Genomic DNA, 20,966 nt, shown 5'->3' with positions numbered 1-20,966 from the left:
TATTACGCAAAACAAATTTAAATGTGTCATTAGTACCAAAAAACACCGGAAAAATAATGAAAAAGCCTTTAATAACCACTTTTCCCTTGTTAAAATGGATAAAATACTATAAACCCATTCAGAAAGGTTTTTATTTATGAAAAAATTACTTTTAAAAAACGCGGCCATTTACCCGGTTACATCTGCACCGATCCGCAGCGGTGATGTATTAATTGAAAATGGAAAAATAATAAAAGTAGAAGAAAACATCACCTGTGACACAGACATCCAAATAATCGATTGCGAAGGGCACTGCCTCTTTCCTGGATTTATCGACGTTCACACCCATTTGGGTTTGTATGACGAAGGTACAGGCTGGGCCGGCAACGATGCCAACGAAACGCATGAGCCGATGACGCCGCACATCAGGGCCATTGATGGGGTTCATCCACTAGATCCTGCTTTTACAGATGCGGTAAAAAGTGGCATCACCACAGTCCATATTATGCCGGGAAGTGCCAATGTAATTGGCGGTACCACCGCCATCATCAAAACTACCGGAAAAAATATCAAAAAAATGATTGTCGAGGAGACGGCCGGGCTAAAGATTGCCCTAGGGGAAAACCCGAAGCGAATTCACAGTCATGGAAACAGTAATTCCATAACAAGAATGGGAATTATGGGGATGCTTAGAGAAGCTTTCTATCAAGCCATTAACACGGAGAATCCTGATGATTTTCGGATTAAACCCCTCGTGATGGCACTGAAAAGAGAAATACCTGTAAGAATCCATGCCCATCGTGCAGATGACATTATTACTGCATTACGGCTCGCTGAAGAGTTTAATCTTGATTTGCGAATTGAACACTGTACGGAAGGGCATTTAATAGCGAATGAGCTTTCCGGTCTTGGCTTACAGGTATCGGTTGGCCCGACTTTAACGCGAAGATCGAAAATCGAACTAAAAAACAAAACATGGAAAACCTATCAGGAGCTTACCAAGCATGGTATTGATGTATCGATTACGACTGACCATCCATATGTACCCATTCAATATTTAAATATTTGCGCAAGTCTTGCCATCAGGGAAGGCTTGCCGGAACAGAAGGCGCTTGAAGGCATCACAATCCTGCCGGCCAAAAATCTGAAAATCGATCACAGAGTAGGAAGTATTGAAGCAGGAAAAGAGGCGGATTTGGTCCTTTGGAGCCAGCACCCATTTCATTATTTGGCGAAACCATTATGGACAATGATTGGCGGCGAGTTCATCTATCAGGATTCGTAGAATATTGTTGAAAAATGGCAAAAAATTTCACCAAAAATCCTACAAATAACTATTTATTTTTTAAAACTTTTCTTGTATGATTTTCTAGGTGAAACTGATTTTATTAGCGTAATTCCATTGGGGGTTTACAATCATAATCTGCTTTACACAAACAAAATAGGGAAGGCAAATGGTGCGCCACCAGTCATGACTGGTTCTAGTGGGTTCGATTCCCACCCCGAAATTTTTTTTCAACTTAAAAAAATTTCGAGGGTGGGCCGCTTCTTTTGACATGGGATCGGTATGCCCTAATATGGAGGGATAATCATGTTAAAAAAACGCGATGTACATGACAGCCACGAATTATACAATCTAATTACGCATCCAGATGTCTTCCCTTTTGTGCGCCAAAAAGCCGCTTCCTATGAGGAATTTTTATTTATGACAAAACAAACCATTGAAGCAGAAGAGCGCGGGGAGATCATATCCCGGACGATCCTTGATGAATGGGGATCACCAATCGGGACCATCAGCTTATTTGATGTTGAGGGCAACGCCGGATTTCTGGGAACATGGCTCGGAAAACCATATCATGGTAAAGGCTACAATAGTTTAGCTAAAGACGCATTTTTTCAAGAGTTATTTTATGAATTAGGCATCGAAACAGTTTTTATGAGAATCCGTAAAGTTAATATTCGCTCCATAAAAGCGGCGGAAAAACTCCCCTATGTTATGAAAGCAAATGAATCTAGAAAATCGTTGTATGAACAATTAAATGCAAATGGCGACATTTTTGATTTATATGAAATTCCTAAAGACCTTTATACCTTAAATTTGCTGCGAAACGGCTCAAATTTAGGAGAATCTCAGCGTCTCGAAGCATAAAGCTGATTGCAAAAGAAAAGGCAGTCGTGGTTAATAAAACCCCGATTGCCTTTTTTAGTTAGATAACAAATTATTCCGTTACGTTTTGTTCCATTGATTCATTTATATCACTAAGACCCATATGGAGCAAAAATTCTTCTAGTTCCTCATTTGTCAGCGTTTCAAAGCGGCCATCATGAAAAAACACTTGGGTTTGATTAGGATTAATTCGATTGAGGTTAAAACTCATATTCTTTGCTCCTTTCATCGATGATTACTTACTATTATTAACAAAAGGAGCTGCTATCATACTTGACTATCAAATAGTTCAAAAAATTATAAATCATTTTCCAGTGTCTATATTAACTTTTAAAAACCTTCCCTAAAACATCACAACCCCCGGTAACAGGAATAATGCTACCCGTAATAAAATCAGAATTTTCCTCTACGATAAAACCAATCACACGAGCGATATCTTCGCCAGTTCCCTGTCTTTCGAATGCTGCTGCACTGATTTTCGCTTCTGTGGCTTCGATAATATTCTTTTCTTTCCATTCATTTGTGATATCCCCTGGACAGACCATATTTGCTGTAATGCCGTATTCTCTTTCCTCTAAAGCAATGGTCCGGGTTAAGGAGGCTAGGCCAGTTTTTGCAGATGCAAAGGCAGAACGGAAAATCCAGCCAGGAGCAGTTTCTGCCCTGTCAAAGCCTAATGTAATAATTCTTCCCCATTTTTGTTTTCGCATTAAAGGGATAATCTCTTTCGATAAATAAAAAAAAGAACTTAAATTTCCTTGAAGGATATAATTCCATTCGTCAAAGGTGTATTCCGCAAGCTTTTTTCGCTCATGTACATAAGGCCCTGCATTATGTATAAACACGTCGATGGTCCCATATGCTGATACGGCTTCCTTTACAATGCGGTGACAATCCCCTTCATTGGCGACATCACCTTGAATGGCAAGGTTTTTTGTTCCAAATCGCCTGTCTAATTCCTTTGCTAAAGAATTTGCTTCCGCTTCACTATTACGATAGTTGATTACAAGCTGATACCCTTTATCTGCAAGGTGGAAGGCTGTTGCCTTTCCTATTCCAGATACCCCTCCTGTAATCAAAGCTGTTCGTTTTCCCACAAACAATTACCTCTCAAAATATATTTTCACCTTATACTATATGTTAAAAAGAATCCTCTATTTATGCAAATATTTACTTTGCACTGGACAATATCCTTGGATGGTAATCCCAAGATTTAATAACCTATGGGCATTCATCTGCATACTATACCGTAACAATGTGTAAAGGATGTGACAGCATGCAGACTGTTATCAACATTTTCAGCTTTAAAATCAACAGTGTCTCAAACAATGGGTCTGTCAACATCGGTGACGCACTTCATAATGCTCACACGGCCAATACTAAATCCCAGGGACAAAATGCATCCTATGGAGATTTCGCACCGCCGACTGCTGCTATGGAGAATGTCTTTATTGATCCGGACATCAATGATATGGGAGATATCGCGAATCCATCTAACGTCTTTTCAAATCCCATATAAAGGACTGAAAAATTATCATGCCTTTTCAAATTAATATATTTAACATTAAAACAAATGCCATGAATAATAATGCCAACATTGATTTTGGCCCGATTGTCCAAAACAGCCATACCTCCAACCAAAAATTAATCGGTACGAATATGGCTTTTGGTGATTTATCTCCTTCATCCTCCGGTCATGTCAATGTTTATACCGATATTGATATTACCGATCAGGACCAAATTGCTAACCCTTCAGCCCCGATTTTGAATCAAATATAATTTTTAGCAATCGAAAGGATGTAATGTTATGTTCCCATGGAATATGTTCCCTTTTAACAAAGACGTGAGGGAATCTCTTCAAAAAATGAAACCAGATGAGATTGACAAATACGTTCAGGATATCATTGGCAAAGTTTTACCCGGAAATATGAAAGGAATGATGAACCCGCAGGAAATGTTCAGTGGCTTTGGGCCGCAATCCTCCACTTCTCAGCCTGGAACCGGGGCATTAAACTCCTCAGCCTTTGAGACACACGATTACGTATTTGTAAGGATCCCCATTAAAGATGAAGAATGGATCAAAAAACTTCGCCTGTATCATACGTCAAATCAGCTTATTCTCGAACACATCCCCGAACCCGGAGATAAACACACCATCACCCTCCCAGCCATTGTCAAAAAGAAAGGTGCAGCAGCAAACTATAAAGATGGCACCCTTGAAGTGAAAATCCCGAAAAATATCGATATGCAGTTTTCACAGATTGATGTAACGGAAATTTTGTAATACATTTCCTGCATGTTTTTTTATCAAATTAATAAGATGAAATAACTGGCCATTTTCAAGGGGTGATATGATGGAGATTGATAAATTAAAAAAATGGATGGATGCAGCGCATAGCTTCCAATCTGAGGATTTTTGGAACAATATTTTCGATTCCAAGCAAACTTCTGCAGCCCCTTTCAATCCACAAACCATCAGCGATTTTTTTCCAAAATGTGATTTATTCGAGGAGGATAATATGCTGATCCTTGAAGCCGAGGTCCCCGGTTTGGAACGGGATCATCTCAATATATCCATCCAGCAGCAGGTGCTTACCATCAAAGGGGAATTTAAATCACTGCAGACTAATCGCAAGTATCATATTAAAGAACGGGCTAATCGGAAGTTTAAGAAGGAATTAATACTTCCGTATCCAACGGTCAGCCAACAAATAAAGACAGATATTAAAAACGGGATTTTAATGATTTTTATGCCCATTAATCTAGAAGAAGTTGAAGACATTCCTATTACCTTTAATTCTACCGCTCCTGAATAAAGTACAATGATGCAAATTTTCTCAGGAAAATCCACCAAGCAGCAAGGGCATAAAAAAATTTCCGAGTTAGAGAAAAGAATTGCTGTTCTTAAGGCGGCCATACAGGAATTTAAACAAGAAACAGAGTCAACAAAACCGAATGTAAAAAATGTTAATTTAAATTGGCATAATCTAAATAAATCTTTGATTGAAAAATTGACAGTGGGAAAGCAGGATAGCACCATCAATTTTGGTCAGTTAGATATTAATGAACTATCAGGACATTTAACAGTAGGAACGTCTTATGAAGGGGATTTTTCTGAAGAAATAAGAGCTAAGATAAAAGAAAAGCTTGAAAAGAAAGGTATAAAAGATGCAGAGGTTTAAAAAAGACAGCCTAGTGCTGTCTTTTTTAGTGTCCATTAGTTGAATTGTCGTGACCTTTCATATCCATATTTGAGTGGCTTGCATTTGGGTCTTCGGGTTCACTTGGTGTACCGACAACGAAATCCTTTTTGGGCATGCTGTGCATGTCTCTTGCAGTCACATGGGAAATTACATAGTAGGTACCTTCTGTTGGAAAGGACTTTTCTAATCGGTAAATTCCATTTTCCGCATGTTTAACATTGATTTTTTCATGTTTTTCGTCCTTTGACCGCCAAATCTCAAACGTCACTTCATCTGCGTCCTCAACTGCTTCTTTTCCTTGAGTTACCTTTGCCTCAAATATAACCGGCTTATTTAGTTCTGCTTTTTCCGGTTTAATAGTGAGAGCTACCTCTATTATTTGCGGAGGCTCATTGGTTGCGTTATGATTTTCCTGTTTACCGCAAGAGGCTGCCAAAATTAAAAAAAGAATAGACAGCACACACCAAAGATATTTTTTCATTTATTTTCCCCTCCTGTCTCTTCACTTGAATTGTACATACTTACCAATATTATTGCAAAAAATAGATTTTAACAAGTCAATGAAAGGAGAAACCTATGACAACACCATACAGATGTCCAAATTGTAAAACCAATCGAAGCCGTTTTAATATTATTCAACAAGTATCTCATTCCGTAAAAATGGATCCCCAGTCGGGCTCTGTCATTCGAGAATACGCCAGTAATGAGTTAGAACCATTTCATCTTCCGTACAACGGACCTGATTATCGAGTTCAATGCGGGGCCTGCGGATTAATTGAAGATGAACGAACATTCATCAAACATGGCGAACAGCCAATCTAGTATTTCACAAAAAAACACCTTATGGAGGAAATCTCCTCTCATTAAGGTGTTTTTTGTTTATAGCTTATTTGCTTTAATAAATTGCTTCGAATCAATCTTCCAAGCATCTGCAGGAGAAAATCGCACCAAATGAATAGCCCCTTTATAGATTTGTCGGCCGCGATTTTTTAACACCCAATCAAGTTCAACGGGAACCTCCAAGCTAATTTCTTCTAATAAATCCTCTGGTGGCAATAACTCCATGCGCGAAATTCTAACATTTTCAATATTCTTTAGAATTGGCTTCAAACGGATATTTTGCACTGAAGCCTCTGAAATAATGCTTGCATCCTGTTGTTTAAAGCCAGTTATGTAAGCATTGATTACCTCGTAAGGATTGGCTTCACCTAGATAATCATCCAATTTTCCGGCTGATTTGAGAATCATCAGCTTATGGGATAAATCCATGGAATTTGTCCGATGCGTTGTGCTCCCATAAAAATGAATGCAAAAATGGCCCGGAAAATTATTTTTTAAAGCACCGGCACCGTGGGGCATTCCATGCATGGAAGCAGCAATCCAATTGTCTTTTTGATCCATGACGATTATCGCCCTGCGTTTCCAGCTCCATTTTCCGCCATAAATTTTTTTCATGATTTTCGTATCTTTTACGGTTAATGGTTGGACATCAGCATGATTGCTGCCAGCACGCCGCTGCACCTTAAATCGTTTCCCCGTTTCCAGATCGATGACGGTAAATTTAGAATACCGCGGCAATATTTCATCGACCTGTTTCCAATCAAGCATTTCGATTTTATAACTGATATCGCTATCGGCCTGAACCCTTTGCCCAACGAGGAGGATGCCGATCAATAGCCAAATGATGGATATCTTCTTCATTAAATCCCCCCCCCTTTAAATACAAAAAATACACTATTTAAAGAGTTACCCGAAGAAGTCATGTTCATTCATTAAATTTAATAAGCCTGCCCCTGCTGCTTAACTTAAGCAGATTGGTGGCAGGCCCTTCGTTTATTGCATTTTTTCTTTTAAGACTTCGACTGCTTTTTGAACTTGGGTATCGTCAGATTTGATTTTTTCCCTTAATAGTTCCATCAGTTTCATGGTAGAGTCGCCTTTTAGGATTCCATCAGCCGGCAAATTATTGGCGGTCTGGAATGCAGTTACAGCCTCTTTTGTCTTTTCATCAAAGAATCCGTCTTCACGACCCGGGTCAAAACCAATGGCTTTTAACATTTTCTGAGCGGTTTGGACTTCAGCTGATGATGAAGATAATGACAGCTCTTTATCAGGATTAATGATTGACAAGGATGCATAATCCGGTAATGCCACTTCCACATCAGGCTTAATCCCTTTTTTATGAATCCAATTACCATTAGGTGTCAGCCACTTGGCAATCGTAAATTTCAGGTTGGAGCCGTCTGTGAAATTGGAAGCAGTCTGCACAGTTCCTTTTCCGAACGATTTTTCGCCAACCAATGTAACACCAGCTGATTCTTTAACCGCAGAAGCTAGGATCTCAGATGCACTGGCACTGCCTTTATCAATCAGAACAACTAATGGAAGATTTGGACTGCCGGCATTTTGTGAGGCAATTTCTTTTATCTTGCCATTACGGTCCTCTTCCTTAACAATTACTTTTCCTTTCGGAACAAACATACTCGATATACTTACAGCCTGGTCCAAAAGACCGCCTGGGTTCTGTCTAAGGTCTAATACAAGACCTTTCATCCCTTTCTTCTGCAAGTCATTTAATGTGCTTGTCAATTCTTTTGCGGTATTAGTTGAAAAGCTTGTAATTTGCACTTTTGCGATTTTGTCATCAACCATTTCCCCATATACCGTTTCAATTGGGATTTGATCGCGGATAATCGGTACAGAAATCGGGGTATCTTGTCCTGTTCTCTTAATGGACAATTCGACCTTCGATCCCTTCTTACCCCTGATAATGGTTACAGCCTGAGTAGATGTCATGCCCTGAAGGGTTTTTCCATCAACTGAAAGAATAATGTCATTAGGCTGTAAACCGGCTTTTTCCGCCGGGGACCCTTTTATCGGCGAGACAATCATAATATGACCGTCTTTTTCTTGAATCTCAGCGCCAATTCCTTCAAACGATGAAGAAATGCTGTTATTAAAATTCTTGGCCTCATCTTTGCTCATATAATCAGAATAAGGATCGTCCAAGGATTCCACCATTCCGTTAATGGCTCCATTAATCAATTTTTGATCATTTACTTTTTTGTAATAATCCTTATTCAAGGTGTCAAATGCTTCATACAGTTTTGCAAATTCTTTTCGGTCGTTGTTAACTGTCACTACTTTTTCATCACCAAATGAAAGGGCAACTGTAGTGATTCCTGCTGATAAAAAAACAATCAAAAAAAGCAGCATAATAAAGTGAAATCTTTTTAAACGAATATATCCCGGCTTATTGTTATCCGTCAGTTGCTCTTGCTCAACTTTTTCCTGATCCATTTTCTCTTCTTCCAAAGCCATCACCACTTTCATTAACCATCAAAATAAGAAGCGGACTTGCTTTCGTGACTAGAAAAGTCAAGACTCGCTATAATATTTGAATCACTTTTTAAAATCTAAAAAATTTACCCTTAGTGTTTAGAATAACATCTTTTTAATAAATTTAACAAAGAAAAGTTAATGAAAAAATTATTAAATATTAATTAAAAAATAGTAACCCCCTTCATTCCGGAAGGGGGTTATGTCAATTATTCCTTAATAGATGCTTCCAATGCAACTTCAATCATATCATTAAAGGTCAGTTGTCTTTCTTCGGCTGTTGTCTCTTCACCTGTTAAAATATGGTCACTGACAGTTAAAATAGACAGTGCTCGCCGGCCAAACTTGGCAGCAAGAGTATAAAGGGCTGTTGTTTCCATTTCAATAGCAAGGATTTGATATTTCGCCCACTTTTCAAGCTCGGCATTATCGTTATAAAAGGAATCCGCTGTAAAAACGCTGCCTACTTTTAAGTTAAGCCCCTTCTGCACCCCTGCATCATAGGCATTTTTCAACAAATCAAAATTTGCCGCAGGCGCATAGTCAACATGCCCAAAAGTCAGCCGATTCATGTTAGAATCGGTCGAGCTCGTCATGGCCAAGATAACATCACGGACCTTTACATCCTTTTGGATGGCACCGCATGTACCGACCCGAATTAAGTTTTTTACATTATAACTTTGGATTAATTCATTCACATATATAGAAATGGACGGAACTCCCATTCCTGTTCCTTGAACAGATATTTTTTTCCCTTTATATGTACCAGTAAATCCAAACATATTCCGAACTTCGTTATAACACACTGCCCCCTCCAAAAACGTCTCAGCAATATATTTGGCACGAAGCGGATCTCCCGGAAGAAGTACTGTTTCAGCAATTTCTTGCTCTTTTGCGCCGATATGTACACTCATCAATGGAACCCTCCTTATTATGTAAGTGCAATAACATGTTGCACCATAGTCACTATAACATACACCTTTTTTTAATAAAAACCAAAATGAGAAAAAACATGATTTTTTATTTTTTGTGGGGAATTATATTTGTAGGCCCAAAATTATATTTTGAAAATTACCTACTGGAGGTTTGAAAAAATGGGAAAAAAACATCGAAACCGAATTCGCGGGCAGAAAAAAAATAATCACGTGCCGCCGGAAGCCATCATTGCTGAACATGAGGCACATGCAAAAGAGGATAGTGCTACCGGAGGCAGAAAGCAATAATATATAGAGGCTGACAAAAACATGTCAGCCTTCCTTATCTGTTAAATAGTATTATTCTATTAATAGGGAACCATCCTCCAGGCTGGAGTTGAAAATAATATTGACCGCCGCGCCCCTCATCAATTAAAACAATATCCCATGTGGATAGAAATCTTCCTTTATAATTGGGAGGGATTCTATCTGTAACATTAAATTGGCTAAAGGTTTCCTGAAGACATTGTTCTCTGCTGCCCGCTTGAATGGTTGTCCGGTAAACCTGTTTATGCCCTTTCCTTTCGCGATGTTTTGGAGTTTGAAAGAGCGTCACATCATATTGAATACAGGTCCTTCTTGTCAGCATTTTGATCATAATACCCCTCCAATTATTTGAATAATTTGTCTATTTTAATAATTAAAGACGGGTATTGTCGATTCCTTCAAAGAAACAACACTATTTTTGTCGAAAAGTAGTTTTTTTATAAAAAAACAATGGCACCATATGAACAGCACCATTGTTTAACACTTATAAATTATTAAGAATATCTGCCAATCACATTTTGGATTTGCTGTCTTAGAGAAGGGATATCAGAATTGGTAACGGTCATTCTTACGTTTGTTTCATCCGTTCCGAGTGCTTCTGAGAATAAACCAGAAAGTCCTCTTGCCTTGCGGTCGACCTGGAACATTAGGTCAAGGCCGCCATTTCCAGCAGGGAAGAACACAACTTCAAGCTCATCTAAGCGTCCACGGAATGATCCGGACACCGGAACAAACTCAAATTCTTGAACAAATGGCAGGCGTCCGCGCAATCTTCTTGGCGCTTCTTCACAATCGGCCTCACGAATTCTAAATCCAAGGCTGTCGACAGCATCAAAAACCGCAGACATTAACGGGTTGGGGACAACCTTGAGATAGTCTTTGTCCCCCGGATCCACTGCTCCTTTAATATCTAATCCAGTGGAAACCCACACTTTAGACCTTCCAATAGATAAGGGAGTATCATATGGCAACTGGAACGTAAACGGGATTTCCCTCTTCTCATTCACATTAATTGTAAATGGTGTAGTAATCCGGAAACGGTCGATGGTGGCAGTGACCGTATACTTACGGTCATCCGATTCTTTTAGGTAGGTAGTATTTAAAGCAAGGTAAATTTCATCAATTTGTTGATCCACTTTACCCCCTTTTATTTCTACAACACCTTTCACTGTTTCTCCCGGCATGTAAGTGTCCTTTTCAAGCTTCGTGTCTACGGTCGCCGCGCCAATTCCAACACTGGCAAACATTTTGTTAAAGAGTGACATTGTTTATTCCTCCTAAATCATTCATAAGATTTTGTATATCTTTTTTTACTTGTACGCAATTGTCATAAGGAGTCTCAAGCATGAGCAATTTTCGTAAAATGTGTTTAGCATGTTCTGTTATATCTAACTCCTCTTCCCAGCTCTTTTCCTTCTTATTTTCGGGAAATGAGAAGTTTGAATATATCAAAAACAGCAGAAAGTGACCCAGACCATAAAAATCAGCCTGGAAATTCAGCTCTTTCCGGGGGTTCGATTCCTTGGATTTTTTACCTCCGACGTTATCCAAAGATCTGGCCAACCCAAGATCAATTAACTTAATCGCTGACCCGTCAAAAATCACATTTGGAATCCGGATATCCCTATGAACAATATTCCGCTCATGAAGATAGCCGATCATCTCAAGCAGCTCATAGCCAATGGAAAAAGCTTCTCTTTCGGTTAACTTCCATCCCTCAGAGAAAATAAGCTGCTCGTAATTCTTACCCTCGATATATTCCATTGTAAAATACGGTATATGTCTATATGTACCCCCCTCAAAGTAATGTGGGAAACCAGGATGGTTAATGGAGCGCAGCAATTCCTTTTCAAATTCAAACCCTCTCAGGCCAGTCCTGGTGATTCTTTTATGAAGCCTTAATGCTTTTAAAACTTTGTAATCTTGGGAGGAAAGATCAAGTACTAAATAGCTATGTCCGTAACTCCCCATCCCAAGATGCTCCATCACCTTATAGCGGCCAGAAATTATTTCTTCTTTGGAAAACTGTTTTTCAATGAAACTTGATAAACCTAATATTAATCTTTTATACATTTCAGCGGACCTTTTTTTCACAGTTAACTGCTAAAGAAACTAGACAGGAAGCTGCCGCTTTTATGCTTCTTTTTATAGTGATAATGCCCCATCTGGCTGTGCTTATAATGGTTCTTTTTTTTCCAATGATCACTTGAAGACCCATACTTTTGATGATGAAGCTGGTTCTTAAAAATTGATTTAAGGATTTTTTTGAACATCCATATCCCCCCAATCTTTCGTATTCATATATACGAGAGGGACAAAAAAAGGTTTCGCGATTTTTAAAATTTTTAGGACGTTTTACCCGTATAAAACAAAAAGCGAGCATGGACTGCTCGTCTTTCGTTTTCATCTATATAATTGTCATTTTTTTAGGAAAGCGGTTATAACTTAATCATCCTGTACTTCTTCATCAATAATGCTTTTTTCAATTAGATATTCAAACGTAATATCTGCGATTTCCTCTAATTCCTCTTCGCTAGGAACGTATCCTCTCTTGACAAGTTCGTGAAAGAAAAATTCAGCAATTTCTTCTGTATCAATAAATACTTCAATTTCTCTCAAGTCATCGCCCCCTTTTTACAGAATGTATGACCGTTAAAGCTTTTTCATGCTAGTTACTTTGGGATGTCTAATTGGTTCGAGGTGGAATTTTATTGCAGATTGAAACTTTTCAGTTCTGAATTTGCTGGACAAGCATAGGATGAATAACAAGATGATATCCACGAGGTGATTGTATGACGAATTTACTTTGGAAGCTTGAGGCTTGGATGGAAGATGTAAATCGTGAGGATGGCATCACCCTCCAATATTTCGAAAAAATCCTAGATTGCTTGTTTTCTTTTATAAAATGGGCTGGTATTCCATTTATTCTTTATTTATTGTTCGAAATATTAACCTAACAACTAGACATGGCTTTTGCCATCGTTATTAACAAGACTTTCCAACTTCTTCAGGATAACCCGCATAACTTGATAGTATTCTTGATCATGAAATAATTCATAAAGAATTCGGTAGTCATTAAATATGTCTAACAGATTATCAATTAATTCTTTTTTCTCCTTTTTGCGAGAAATTTCTTCAAATTCTGCTTTTCTAACCATGTTCTGTATATTTGGACTTTTTGTTGTTTTATCTTGTTTGTTCACTAAGTATAAAAGACCAAGCTTTTGGATAAATGTATCTGCACTTTCAGCATCAGCGACAAGTGTCAGTTCTTCTTCTCCGACTTCCAGCCATTCCCCGTCACTTACCCTTGACAATTCGTAAATGACATCTTCCCAGGCGTCTTCTTTATAGCGCCAAATTTCTGTCCGGAAGCCAATCACTTTAAAAAGATCCGCACCATAGCCGCTAACTTGAACCAAATCGCCGATAAAAAACTTGTATTCTATATCAATTTGTTCCTGTTCTAAGACCTTGCCATCATATTCTGAGAGCAATTCCAATGCTGATTCATTAAATAAACCATGGCTTTTATTGACTTCATACACATAATCTCCGTCCAGCCATTTCACATCCGTCACTCTGCCTACAGTCCCGTAAATTGTAATCACAACCGTATCACCTATTTTATACTTTGGTTTTTTCCTTTTTGTCATTTCCTCTCCTCCCCTTTAAGGATTAGCCGTGAATTTTGATTACAATAGTATATGCGAACATCTTTTTAAAAGCGCTAGACATTTTTAAAATGAAAAAATCGCCTCATCATGAAGGCGATTTATCGGTCTTTATACTCTGACAAAGTATATATCTGCCAGGCCTCATCAAAGGTTGACATAGAATCTAAATAATGGCCGTTAAGTTCAAGATAGGCCGTTAGTTCATAATAATCCAGTGAATATTTAGGAAAGTCATGATCCAAATAGGCGTGATTGGCAAACCGGCTGATTGCATCTTTTGGGGCCGGATGCCGGTATTTCATTAAAAAATGGTAAAATGATTTATTCATTGATAAAACGCCTTTCTAAAAAGACTTCTTTTTATCAATAAATATTAATCCAACCACTCTCACGTGTCCAGTACTTATGAAAAATCAAAATAGTTTCTTTTTAATAAGCGAGGGATGCTCATAAGCTCCTTAAAAGTAATGATTTTCCCCACCTTCTTGCTGTCAATTAAAAATAATTGATCTTCTATTTCTTTAATGGTCGCCTCGCTTTGATATACCATGGAACAATCAGGACAGTCGAAAGCAGGTGTCTCCGTGATTTCGATTGCCCTCGAGCCATCAGGCAATTCCCAATAAACTGTACTGGAAACACTTTTTACGTTTTCACTGCTGCACCACTCACAAACCAAGACCATCAACTCCTTTCCCTACTCTGTTGGCGAGTCTGCCTTTACTTCGGTATTTTGCTCCGTTTCATTTTCCCTTTGGATTAACGCTTGATACTTTTTCTCCTTTAATTCATCCCGCTTACTACGCTTATCCTTTAGTGTAGAGTGGGCAGGATCTTCGGTGTATCCCTTACGGCGATTTAATCTCGACAAACCTTCCGGAACAAGATTAAAATGCTGGTCATTCATAATTCCGGCGATGCCATTGAGCGATTTTTTCTCATCCATATCTGGATAAACTTCTTTAAAATAGGCATCTGCTTTGCCAGGCTGATAATTCTCCGGCTCCGGATAAGAGGTAATCACTCCTTCAAAATTACGGAGGACAACTTTCTCCGGGCTTTGGGAAATCAGATAATTCGGCTGCAGAGCAATTTTTCCGCCGCCGCCGGGAGCATCTACCACAAAGGTAGGCACCGCATACCCAGAAGTATGGCCGCGAAGTCCCTCGATGATTTCAAGCCCCTTGGAAACTGGGGCACGGAAATGGCCGATACCTTCTGACAAATCACATTGGTAAATATAATATGGCCGTACCCGAATTTTCACGAGGTCATGCATTAATTTTTTCATAATCGGAACACTGTCGTTGATTCCGGCAAGGATAACGGACTGGTTGCCAACAGGAACACCGGCATTTGCTAACATTTCACACGCACGTTTCGAATCTTCCGTTATTTCAATTGAAGTATTGAAATGTGTATTTAGCCAAATAGGGTGGTATTTTTTTAAAATGTTGCAAAGGTTTTCTGTAATTCTTTGTGGAAAAACAACAGGTGCTCTTGTCCCGATGCGAATAATTTCGACATGGTCGATTTCGCGCAAATTCTTCAGGATATATTCCAAAATATTATCATTGATCAACAGCCCATCTCCGCCGGAAATGAGAACATCCCTTACCTGCGGGGTCTGCCGTATATAGGAAATGGCCGCATCAAGCTGCTTTTTCGGGACACCCATGCCAATCTGCCCGGAGAACCGCCGTCTTGTACAATAGCGGCAATACATCGAGCACTGATTCGTGACAAGAAATAAAACTCTATCTGGATAACGATGTGTTAATCCGGAAACCGGCGAATCCTCGTCTTCATATAAGGGATCTTCTAGATCGTATTTTGTCTTATAAATTTCCTTTCCGATTGGGACAGATTGCATTCTAATTGGACAGCGCGGATCATCAGGATTCATCAGGGATGCGTAATAAGGTGTAATGTTTAAGGGGATGGTTTTAGTTGAGATTCTTACCCCCTCTTCTTCATCGGGGGTAAGGTTAATTACCTTTTTTAAATCGTCAAGGGTACGAATTGTATTGGTTAACTGCCAGAGCCAATCGTTCCACTGTTCTTCCGTTACATCTTTCCAAAGCTCTATGTCTTTCCAATGCCGGTCAGGCTTATATAAAAATTGTTTCATTCATTATTCCTCCTACTCCTTGCTTACTTTAATATTATGCAAGTATCGTGCCAAAGCGAAAAACTAAGGTGCCCGTTTGTGTTCTGCCGGTCGGAAGGAGGAAGTGAATACTTATTTCATTTTTAGAAATGAAAAGGTGCCGAAAAATCGGCACCCATTAACATTACATCAATTTTTTTAATTTATATTGTAAAGTCTGTCTTGGGATTTCCAAAAGCTCTGCAGCCTGTTTTACATTGCCGCCGGATTGCTCCAACGCCTCAATGATCAGTTTTCTTTCAAGGTCATCAACATGTTGACGCAGTGACATATTTACACATTCCCTGACATTCCTTCTTATATGGGGTGGATGCTGCTTTATCATGATTGGCAGGTCTTCAGTGGTTAATAAACTGCCACTGCAGATATTCATCATATATTCCAATGTATGTTTTAATTCACGGACATTTCCAGGCCATTGATAATCCATGAAGAAGAATTCCAGTTTTTCTTCCATTCCTAGGACATTTTTTTTTAGTTTATGATTAAATTCTTGTATGAAGAATTTGCATAAATAGACGATATCTTCCTTTCTTTCCCGGAGCGGCAACAAAGAAAAGGTAAATACATTTAAGCGAAAATAAAGGTCAGAGCGCAGTTTTTCTTCTTGGAGAGCTTTATTTGGATGAACGTTTACCGCAGCAATGACACGGACATCCACGGAACTATTTTCAGAACTGCCCACCCTTCTGACCATTCCCTCCTCTAAAACCCTAAGAAGCTTCGCCTGTAATTCAATAGGCATAGCGTGAAGTTCATCAAGAAACAGGGTGCCCCCATCTGCAAGCTCAAATAACCCTTTTCTGTCAACGGCTCCCGTATAGCTTCCTTTGGCCGTTCCAAACAGCATGCTTTCAAGCAGGGTTTCAGGGATAGCAGCGCAATTTTGGGCAATAAAGGGTCCGTTTGACCGTCTTGATTCATGATGAATTCCTTGTATAAATAATTCTTTACCGGTACCAGATTCGCCGTATACAAGGATGGGAGAATCCGATTTTGCTAGTTTCCTGGCTTCCTCCTTCATTCTATTAAAGCTTGGGTTTACCGTTTTTAAATCATTTAATGTATAGCGGACCTGTGGAGGGATCTTTTTCCGTTTGCTTTTGTTCAGTCCTTTTTGCAGGTCTAGCAGCCTTTCTGCAAGCAGTTTCATCCGCGAATAATCTTTTGCAATTTCAACTGCACCGATAATTTCATCATTCAGCAGAATTGGCAAGGTAGTATTCATGGTGTCAATTCTGGCGCCATGTAGATTAACGTATTCTTGAGTCTGGTTATAGATTGGCTTAGCTGTTTTGATGACCTTTAACAAGGTGCTTGAATCTTCTGTTAGGGAAGGGAAAGCCTCTAGCAGGTGCTTTCCAAGAACCTCTGTCACCTCCATTCCATCATGCCTTGCCGCTACTTCATTATAAAAAATGGTTTTCCCTTCGATATTAACCACATGGATTCCTTCATCAATGCTTTTTAAAATGGCACTTAGGACTTCCTGTGTTAAAGCAGTTAATTGGCCCATTATTTCACCTGCCCCCTCCGCCAGTATACCTGGTGCCGAAAAACGGGCACCATCTGCCAAAAAGCTAGCAGCCTGCCAAATTCTTTACCCACATATTCATATCCTCCAGTTTGTCATAAATATAGACATTATTCATGAGCCTTCCGCGGTAAAAATAGCCGAGCTGATATAGGGCTGCATTCATCCCAAATGACAATGACCTGGCGATTGAATAGCTGCAAAAAATCCCCTTTTTAATTAATTCTCTCTCAAGCTCATTCAGGAGAAGCTTCATCAGTCCATATTTCCGGTGCTCCGGAAGTGTCGCACAATCTGTTAATTCCGCATTTTTATAAAAATCGTTTATTTCCGCAGAAGCTGCACTGACGATGTCCCCCTGATGTAAAAAAACATAATAGATTGTCCCATCCCGCATTGTCTTTTTTATATATTCCGGGTCATTTAATGGAGTTGGATAGATTTGAAACACCTGCCTGTAAAGAGCAGATAGCTTGGCAGCCAGGCTTTCATCAGCTTTTTTAATCTCGTAATCTTTTGGCGGGGTTAAGTTTTGCTGGACATAATCCAATTGATAAATACTGTGAATGATTGCGTCTTCCGTCATCCATTGGTCGTTTTTTTTTCGATCAGAAATATAATATTTGGTATAAAAATATGCATCCGAACCCCGGAAATAATGGTCTACGATCGCTTCAGGCTGAAGACCAAATTCAAAAAGGGAAATCGTATCTTCCATTCGCGCTTTGATGATTAACTTTTCTACTTGATGCTGTTTGACAAGCGCCTCAGCCCTTACCAGAATCTGATTTATATTCCCGCGATAGTCGTCGACTCGGATTCTTTTATTAAATGGGTCAATACAGACTTCCATATAGAAGGTGGAATGATTTTCAAAAATTGTCGTTGGTAAATGATTCATCATCATCACCCCTTTTTCTCAAAAAATTACTTATTTTCCAGGAAAATGTCTGGCTTTTCCAAGCCAGACATTTCGCCTGCAGTATTCTGATTTTACAACACTATTCCTGTACTCCGCACCATTTTAAAATGGTTAGAGCGATTATCTCGCTTGCGGCAAACATTTCATCGAGAATAATATATTCATTGGCATCATGGGCAATTTCCGTAGTCCCCGGGCCGAACACAACAACTGGTGTATTCCCCACGGCTGATAGAATTCCGCCATCGGTTCCCCATGGGCTTGCCTCCACCACTGGTTCCTCCCCATTAACCTCTCTAAAACTTGCAGAAAGCTCCTTCATTAATGGATGGCTGCTTTCCATATTTCCTGGCAGCCATCTGCCGCCAAACCATTCGATGGTTAAAGGATGATCCTTAAACCAAGAATCCTGCTCATTAAGCTCGTTAAGACAAGCTTCCATTTCAGCCTGAGCAGATTGCATTGTTTCATTCGGGGCAACCCCCATCCTGCCTTCAATCACAGCAGTGTCAGGCACCGATGACGGCCATTCACCGCTTGTGATTTTTCCAATATTAATAGGAATTGGGATTGGGATTTTCTGATAAAGCGGGTCTGAAATTTTGTCATTCCGGTCTTTCTCTAATCGCTGCAATCTTTGAATGACTTTTAGCGATTTTTCAATTGCACTAACGCCTTCGTAGCGAGTTCCTCCGTGAGCTGCCTTGCCTTTTACGGTAATTCTAAACCACATAGAGCCCTGCTGCTTCGGGAAAATTTTCATATTCGTCGGTTCGGGGATTATCGCTCCGTCGGCACAGTATCCTCTTAGTACAGCCGCAAGCGTTCCCGCGCCGCCGCTTTCCTCTTCTATAACACTCTGAAAAATGACGTCGCCTTTAAGCTTTATTCCAGAGGCAATAATGGACTCAAGCGCCATTAAAAGGGCGGCGGTTCCCCCTTTCATATCGGTGGCCCCCCTGCCGTACAGCTTTCCGCATTCGATATGCCCGCTAAAGGGATCCCGTTCCCAGCTTGACTCATTGCCAACCGGAACCACATCAATATGACCATTGAGAATGAGAGATTTCCCTCCGCCTGTGCCCTTTAACACAGCAACTAGATTGGGGTTCCCCTCGAAGTCATGTCGATCACAGCAGTAGGCTGGATGATTTTTTAATTCTTCACTGCCAATTTCCCAAATATCAAGTGTTAATCCAAGCTGGCGGCATTTTTCAATGAGAATCGCCTGAGCACTGCTTTCGTTCCCTCTTGTGGAGTTTTCCCTGACAAGGATTTGCAGGAGCCTTGCCCCTCTTGCCCGGTTCTCCTTCAACCAGGTGTTGATTTGAGCTTCATGATTTTTCATCTGCACCACTCCCTTTATTAACTATGCTGCATTTAATAGGGGATTTCTTTCAAATTTTCACTAATAGCAAATTCACACTGTGTTTTATTGACTACATCTTCAAGATTACCTTGGGCAAATATCTCTGTTAAAAGCAGTCCTTCGTCTGTCACTTGAAAAACGGCTAATTCCGTAATAATCAAATCCACACATTCCCTGGAAGTAAGGGGCATAGTACACTCCTTGACGATTTTTGAGCGGCCTTGTTTATCACAGTGGTTCATCAGGACAATAACTTTCTTTGCCTTTTGGGCAAGCTCCATTGCCCCGCCCATCCCCGGGACCTTCTTGCCAGGTACAATCCAGTTCGCTAAATCTCCCTTCTGGCTTACCTGAAGGGAGCCTAAAATCGTGATATCTATTTTGCCGCTGCGGATCATGCCAAACGAAACCGTACTATCACAATAGGAACCGCCGATGTTTAACGTGACAGGAAAGCCCCCTGCATTGCAAAGGTTTTCGTCCTCCTCACCTTTTATCGGACTTTGGCCCATTCCAGTAATGCCATTTTCCGCATGAAAAATAACGTTTACCCCTTTCTTGAGGTGATTAGGGACGAGGGAAGGGATGCCGATACCAAGATTCACTACCATCCCATTTTGAATTTCTTCTGCTGCACGTTTCGCTAGTTTATTACGTATATCTACTCCCATGCCCATTTCCAGTTCACCCCTTTAGTTGGAATGATATAATCCACGAATACTCCGGGTGTAATAATTTCTTCCGCATTAAGAGCGCCGAGGGGAACAATTTCTTCTACTTCGGCAATCGTAATCGCACCCGCCATGGCCACAAGTGGATTGGTATTGCGGGCACTCTTGTCATAAATTAAATTTCCATATTCATCAGCCTTTTTCGCAAATACGATGGAAACCTCCGCTGTTAATGCTTCCTCAACTAAATATTCTTCACCGTTCAGCAAGACCCTCTGTTTATTTCCCGCTACCAGCTCAATATCCTTGCCGATATCGGATAAAATTCCAGGGAGTCCCACACCGCCCGCACGAATTCTCTCAGCGAGAATGCCTTGTGGGGAAAACTCCACCTCGAGCTTCCCCTCATGCATGAACTGACCGGCAAATGGATTTGACCCTATATGCGAGGCAATCACTTTTTTCGCCCTTTCCTGGCTGACCAATTTTCCGATTCCAATATGGGGAAAACCAGTGTCATTTCCGATTAGTGTCAAATTGCGAATCCCTTTTTCGAGAATCCCATCGATTAAACCTGGCGGAGTCCCTACACCGCCAAAGCCGCCAAACATTAATGTCATTCCGTCATGAAAAAACTCCATGACCTTCTCCAAGGTTGTGATTTTCCTAAATGGGTTTTCCATCTTTTCACACC

The 20,966-nt window shown here is 40.0% G+C and carries 30 protein-coding genes; 10 read left to right on the top strand and 20 right to left on the bottom strand.

Annotated elements, in window-relative coordinates; genetic code table 11:
* Window positions 1-136 precede the first annotated feature (136 nt).
* On the top strand, window positions 137-1,264 hold the full coding sequence (locus KHB02_RS21690; RefSeq protein ID WP_213145148.1) for an amidohydrolase: 1,128 nt from the start codon (window positions 137-139) through the stop codon (window positions 1,262-1,264).
* 306 nt (window positions 1,265-1,570) lie between these two features.
* Entirely contained in the window at window positions 1,571-2,128 is a 558-nt protein-coding gene (locus KHB02_RS21685) for a GNAT family N-acetyltransferase (RefSeq protein WP_213145147.1), read from the top strand.
* A 70-nt stretch (window positions 2,129-2,198) separates the two neighbouring features.
* Here KHB02_RS21685 and KHB02_RS21680 read toward each other — a convergent pair whose 3' ends face one another.
* On the bottom strand, window positions 2,199-2,357 hold the full coding sequence (locus KHB02_RS21680) for a hypothetical protein (RefSeq protein WP_213120507.1): 159 nt from the start codon (window positions 2,355-2,357) through the stop codon (window positions 2,199-2,201).
* 112 nt (window positions 2,358-2,469) lie between these two features.
* Window positions 2,470-3,243 (bottom strand): SDR family oxidoreductase, encoded by a 774-nt coding sequence (locus KHB02_RS21675; protein WP_213145146.1) that lies wholly within the window; start codon window positions 3,241-3,243, stop codon window positions 2,470-2,472.
* Between the two features lie 179 nt (window positions 3,244-3,422).
* Here KHB02_RS21675 and KHB02_RS21670 point away from each other — a divergent pair, with 179 nt between their 5' ends.
* The 5 genes from KHB02_RS21670 (at window position 3,423) to KHB02_RS21650 (ending at window position 5,328) form a co-directional block, all read left to right on the top strand.
* Window positions 3,423-3,665 (top strand): spore germination protein, encoded by a 243-nt coding sequence (locus tag KHB02_RS21670; protein ID WP_213120505.1) that lies wholly within the window; start codon window positions 3,423-3,425, stop codon window positions 3,663-3,665.
* 17 nt (window positions 3,666-3,682) lie between these two features.
* A complete protein-coding gene (locus tag KHB02_RS21665) occupies window positions 3,683-3,925 on the top strand; it encodes a spore germination protein (RefSeq protein ID WP_213120504.1) in 243 nt (80 codons plus the stop codon).
* A gap of 28 nt (window positions 3,926-3,953) precedes the next feature.
* A complete protein-coding gene (locus KHB02_RS21660) occupies window positions 3,954-4,430 on the top strand; it encodes an Hsp20/alpha crystallin family protein (RefSeq protein WP_213120503.1) in 477 nt (158 codons plus the stop codon).
* Between the two features lie 67 nt (window positions 4,431-4,497).
* Entirely contained in the window at window positions 4,498-4,962 is a 465-nt protein-coding gene (locus KHB02_RS21655; protein ID WP_213145145.1) for an Hsp20/alpha crystallin family protein, read from the top strand.
* 6 nt (window positions 4,963-4,968) lie between these two features.
* A complete protein-coding gene (locus tag KHB02_RS21650; protein WP_213145144.1) occupies window positions 4,969-5,328 on the top strand; it encodes a hypothetical protein in 360 nt (119 codons plus the stop codon).
* Between the two features lie 25 nt (window positions 5,329-5,353).
* Here KHB02_RS21650 and KHB02_RS21645 read toward each other — a convergent pair whose 3' ends face one another.
* A complete protein-coding gene (locus KHB02_RS21645) occupies window positions 5,354-5,830 on the bottom strand; it encodes a FixH family protein (RefSeq protein WP_213145143.1) in 477 nt (158 codons plus the stop codon).
* 95 nt (window positions 5,831-5,925) lie between these two features.
* On the opposite strand from KHB02_RS21645, the gene KHB02_RS21640 reads away from it, so the two are divergent.
* Window positions 5,926-6,171 carry a DNA alkylation repair protein gene (locus tag KHB02_RS21640; protein WP_241114009.1) on the top strand — a complete coding sequence of 82 codons (246 nt, stop codon included), beginning with the start codon at window positions 5,926-5,928 and terminating at the stop codon, window positions 6,169-6,171.
* 57 nt (window positions 6,172-6,228) lie between these two features.
* Here the strand turns inward: KHB02_RS21640 and KHB02_RS21635 are convergent, their stop codons facing one another.
* From KHB02_RS21635 to deoD, 3 genes are all read right to left on the bottom strand, one after another.
* Entirely contained in the window at window positions 6,229-7,050 is an 822-nt protein-coding gene (locus KHB02_RS21635) for a hypothetical protein (protein ID WP_213145142.1), read from the bottom strand.
* Between the two features lie 132 nt (window positions 7,051-7,182).
* Window positions 7,183-8,649 carry a lmo1851 family serine protease gene (locus KHB02_RS21630; protein WP_213145326.1) on the bottom strand — a complete coding sequence of 489 codons (1,467 nt, stop codon included), beginning with the start codon at window positions 8,647-8,649 and terminating at the stop codon, window positions 7,183-7,185.
* Window positions 8,650-8,897: 248 nt separating this feature from the next.
* Window positions 8,898-9,602, bottom strand: coding sequence for a purine-nucleoside phosphorylase (deoD, locus tag KHB02_RS21625; protein WP_213145141.1), 705 nt, complete (start codon window positions 9,600-9,602; stop codon window positions 8,898-8,900).
* 180 nt (window positions 9,603-9,782) lie between these two features.
* On the opposite strand from deoD, the gene KHB02_RS21620 reads away from it, so the two are divergent.
* On the top strand, window positions 9,783-9,911 hold the full coding sequence (locus KHB02_RS21620) for a hypothetical protein (protein WP_213145140.1): 129 nt from the start codon (window positions 9,783-9,785) through the stop codon (window positions 9,909-9,911).
* Window positions 9,912-9,945: 34 nt separating this feature from the next.
* On the opposite strand, the gene KHB02_RS21615 is transcribed toward KHB02_RS21620, so the two are convergent.
* From KHB02_RS21615 to KHB02_RS21595, 5 genes are all read right to left on the bottom strand, one after another.
* Complete coding sequence (locus KHB02_RS21615; RefSeq protein WP_213145139.1) at window positions 9,946-10,260, bottom strand: YodL domain-containing protein; 315 nt, start codon at window positions 10,258-10,260, stop codon at window positions 9,946-9,948.
* Window positions 10,261-10,423: 163 nt separating this feature from the next.
* Window positions 10,424-11,194, bottom strand: a complete 771-nt coding sequence (locus KHB02_RS21610) for a sporulation protein (RefSeq protein ID WP_213145138.1) — start codon at window positions 11,192-11,194, stop codon at window positions 10,424-10,426.
* Window positions 11,181-12,002, bottom strand: a complete 822-nt coding sequence (locus tag KHB02_RS21605) for a serine/threonine protein kinase (RefSeq protein WP_213145137.1) — start codon at window positions 12,000-12,002, stop codon at window positions 11,181-11,183. Before KHB02_RS21605 ends, KHB02_RS21610 begins: the two co-directional genes overlap by 14 nt.
* A 23-nt stretch (window positions 12,003-12,025) precedes the next feature.
* Complete coding sequence (locus KHB02_RS21600; RefSeq protein WP_241114008.1) at window positions 12,026-12,202, bottom strand: hypothetical protein; 177 nt, start codon at window positions 12,200-12,202, stop codon at window positions 12,026-12,028.
* 172 nt (window positions 12,203-12,374) lie between these two features.
* Entirely contained in the window at window positions 12,375-12,548 is a 174-nt protein-coding gene (locus KHB02_RS21595; protein ID WP_213120491.1) for a YozD family protein, read from the bottom strand.
* A gap of 173 nt (window positions 12,549-12,721) precedes the next feature.
* On the opposite strand from KHB02_RS21595, the gene KHB02_RS21590 reads away from it, so the two are divergent.
* Entirely contained in the window at window positions 12,722-12,886 is a 165-nt protein-coding gene (locus tag KHB02_RS21590) for a hypothetical protein (RefSeq protein ID WP_213145135.1), read from the top strand.
* 3 nt (window positions 12,887-12,889) lie between these two features.
* Here KHB02_RS21590 and KHB02_RS21585 read toward each other — a convergent pair whose 3' ends face one another.
* The 9 genes from KHB02_RS21585 to KHB02_RS21545 form a co-directional block, all read right to left on the bottom strand.
* Window positions 12,890-13,585, bottom strand: coding sequence for a hypothetical protein (locus KHB02_RS21585; RefSeq protein WP_213145134.1), 696 nt, complete (start codon window positions 13,583-13,585; stop codon window positions 12,890-12,892).
* Window positions 13,586-13,704: 119 nt separating this feature from the next.
* Window positions 13,705-13,935, bottom strand: coding sequence for a YozE family protein (locus KHB02_RS21580; RefSeq protein ID WP_213145133.1), 231 nt, complete (start codon window positions 13,933-13,935; stop codon window positions 13,705-13,707).
* A 74-nt stretch (window positions 13,936-14,009) separates the two neighbouring features.
* A complete protein-coding gene (locus KHB02_RS21575) occupies window positions 14,010-14,291 on the bottom strand; it encodes a YokU family protein (RefSeq protein WP_213145325.1) in 282 nt (93 codons plus the stop codon).
* A gap of 12 nt (window positions 14,292-14,303) precedes the next feature.
* Entirely contained in the window at window positions 14,304-15,737 is a 1,434-nt protein-coding gene (gene kamA, locus KHB02_RS21570) for a lysine 2,3-aminomutase (RefSeq protein WP_213145132.1), read from the bottom strand.
* A gap of 163 nt (window positions 15,738-15,900) precedes the next feature.
* The gene (locus KHB02_RS21565) at window positions 15,901-17,292 is read right to left on the bottom strand and encodes a sigma-54 interaction domain-containing protein (RefSeq protein WP_213145324.1); all 1,392 of its coding nucleotides are present in this window, start codon (window positions 17,290-17,292) and stop codon (window positions 15,901-15,903) included.
* Window positions 17,293-17,356: 64 nt separating this feature from the next.
* Window positions 17,357-18,211 carry a putative beta-lysine N-acetyltransferase gene (gene ablB, locus KHB02_RS21560; RefSeq protein ID WP_213145323.1) on the bottom strand — a complete coding sequence of 285 codons (855 nt, stop codon included), beginning with the start codon at window positions 18,209-18,211 and terminating at the stop codon, window positions 17,357-17,359.
* Between the two features lie 100 nt (window positions 18,212-18,311).
* The gene (locus KHB02_RS21555) at window positions 18,312-19,580 is read right to left on the bottom strand and encodes a peptidase (protein ID WP_213145131.1); all 1,269 of its coding nucleotides are present in this window, start codon (window positions 19,578-19,580) and stop codon (window positions 18,312-18,314) included.
* A 32-nt stretch (window positions 19,581-19,612) separates the two neighbouring features.
* Window positions 19,613-20,278: a 3-oxoacid CoA-transferase subunit B gene (locus KHB02_RS21550; RefSeq protein ID WP_213145130.1), complete on the bottom strand. Its 666-nt coding sequence runs from the start codon at window positions 20,276-20,278 to the stop codon at window positions 19,613-19,615.
* Complete coding sequence (locus KHB02_RS21545) at window positions 20,263-20,955, bottom strand: CoA transferase subunit A (RefSeq protein WP_213145129.1); 693 nt, start codon at window positions 20,953-20,955, stop codon at window positions 20,263-20,265. Before KHB02_RS21545 ends, KHB02_RS21550 begins: the two co-directional genes overlap by 16 nt.
* Window positions 20,956-20,966 lie beyond the last annotated feature (11 nt).

The sequence above is a fragment of the Neobacillus citreus genome (assembly GCF_018343545.2).
GTDB classification, from domain to species: domain Bacteria; phylum Bacillota; class Bacilli; order Bacillales; family Cytobacillaceae; genus Neobacillus; species Neobacillus citreus.
The sequence above is the reverse complement of the archived record's forward strand: the minus strand, read 5'-3'. Positions and strand labels throughout refer to the sequence as shown.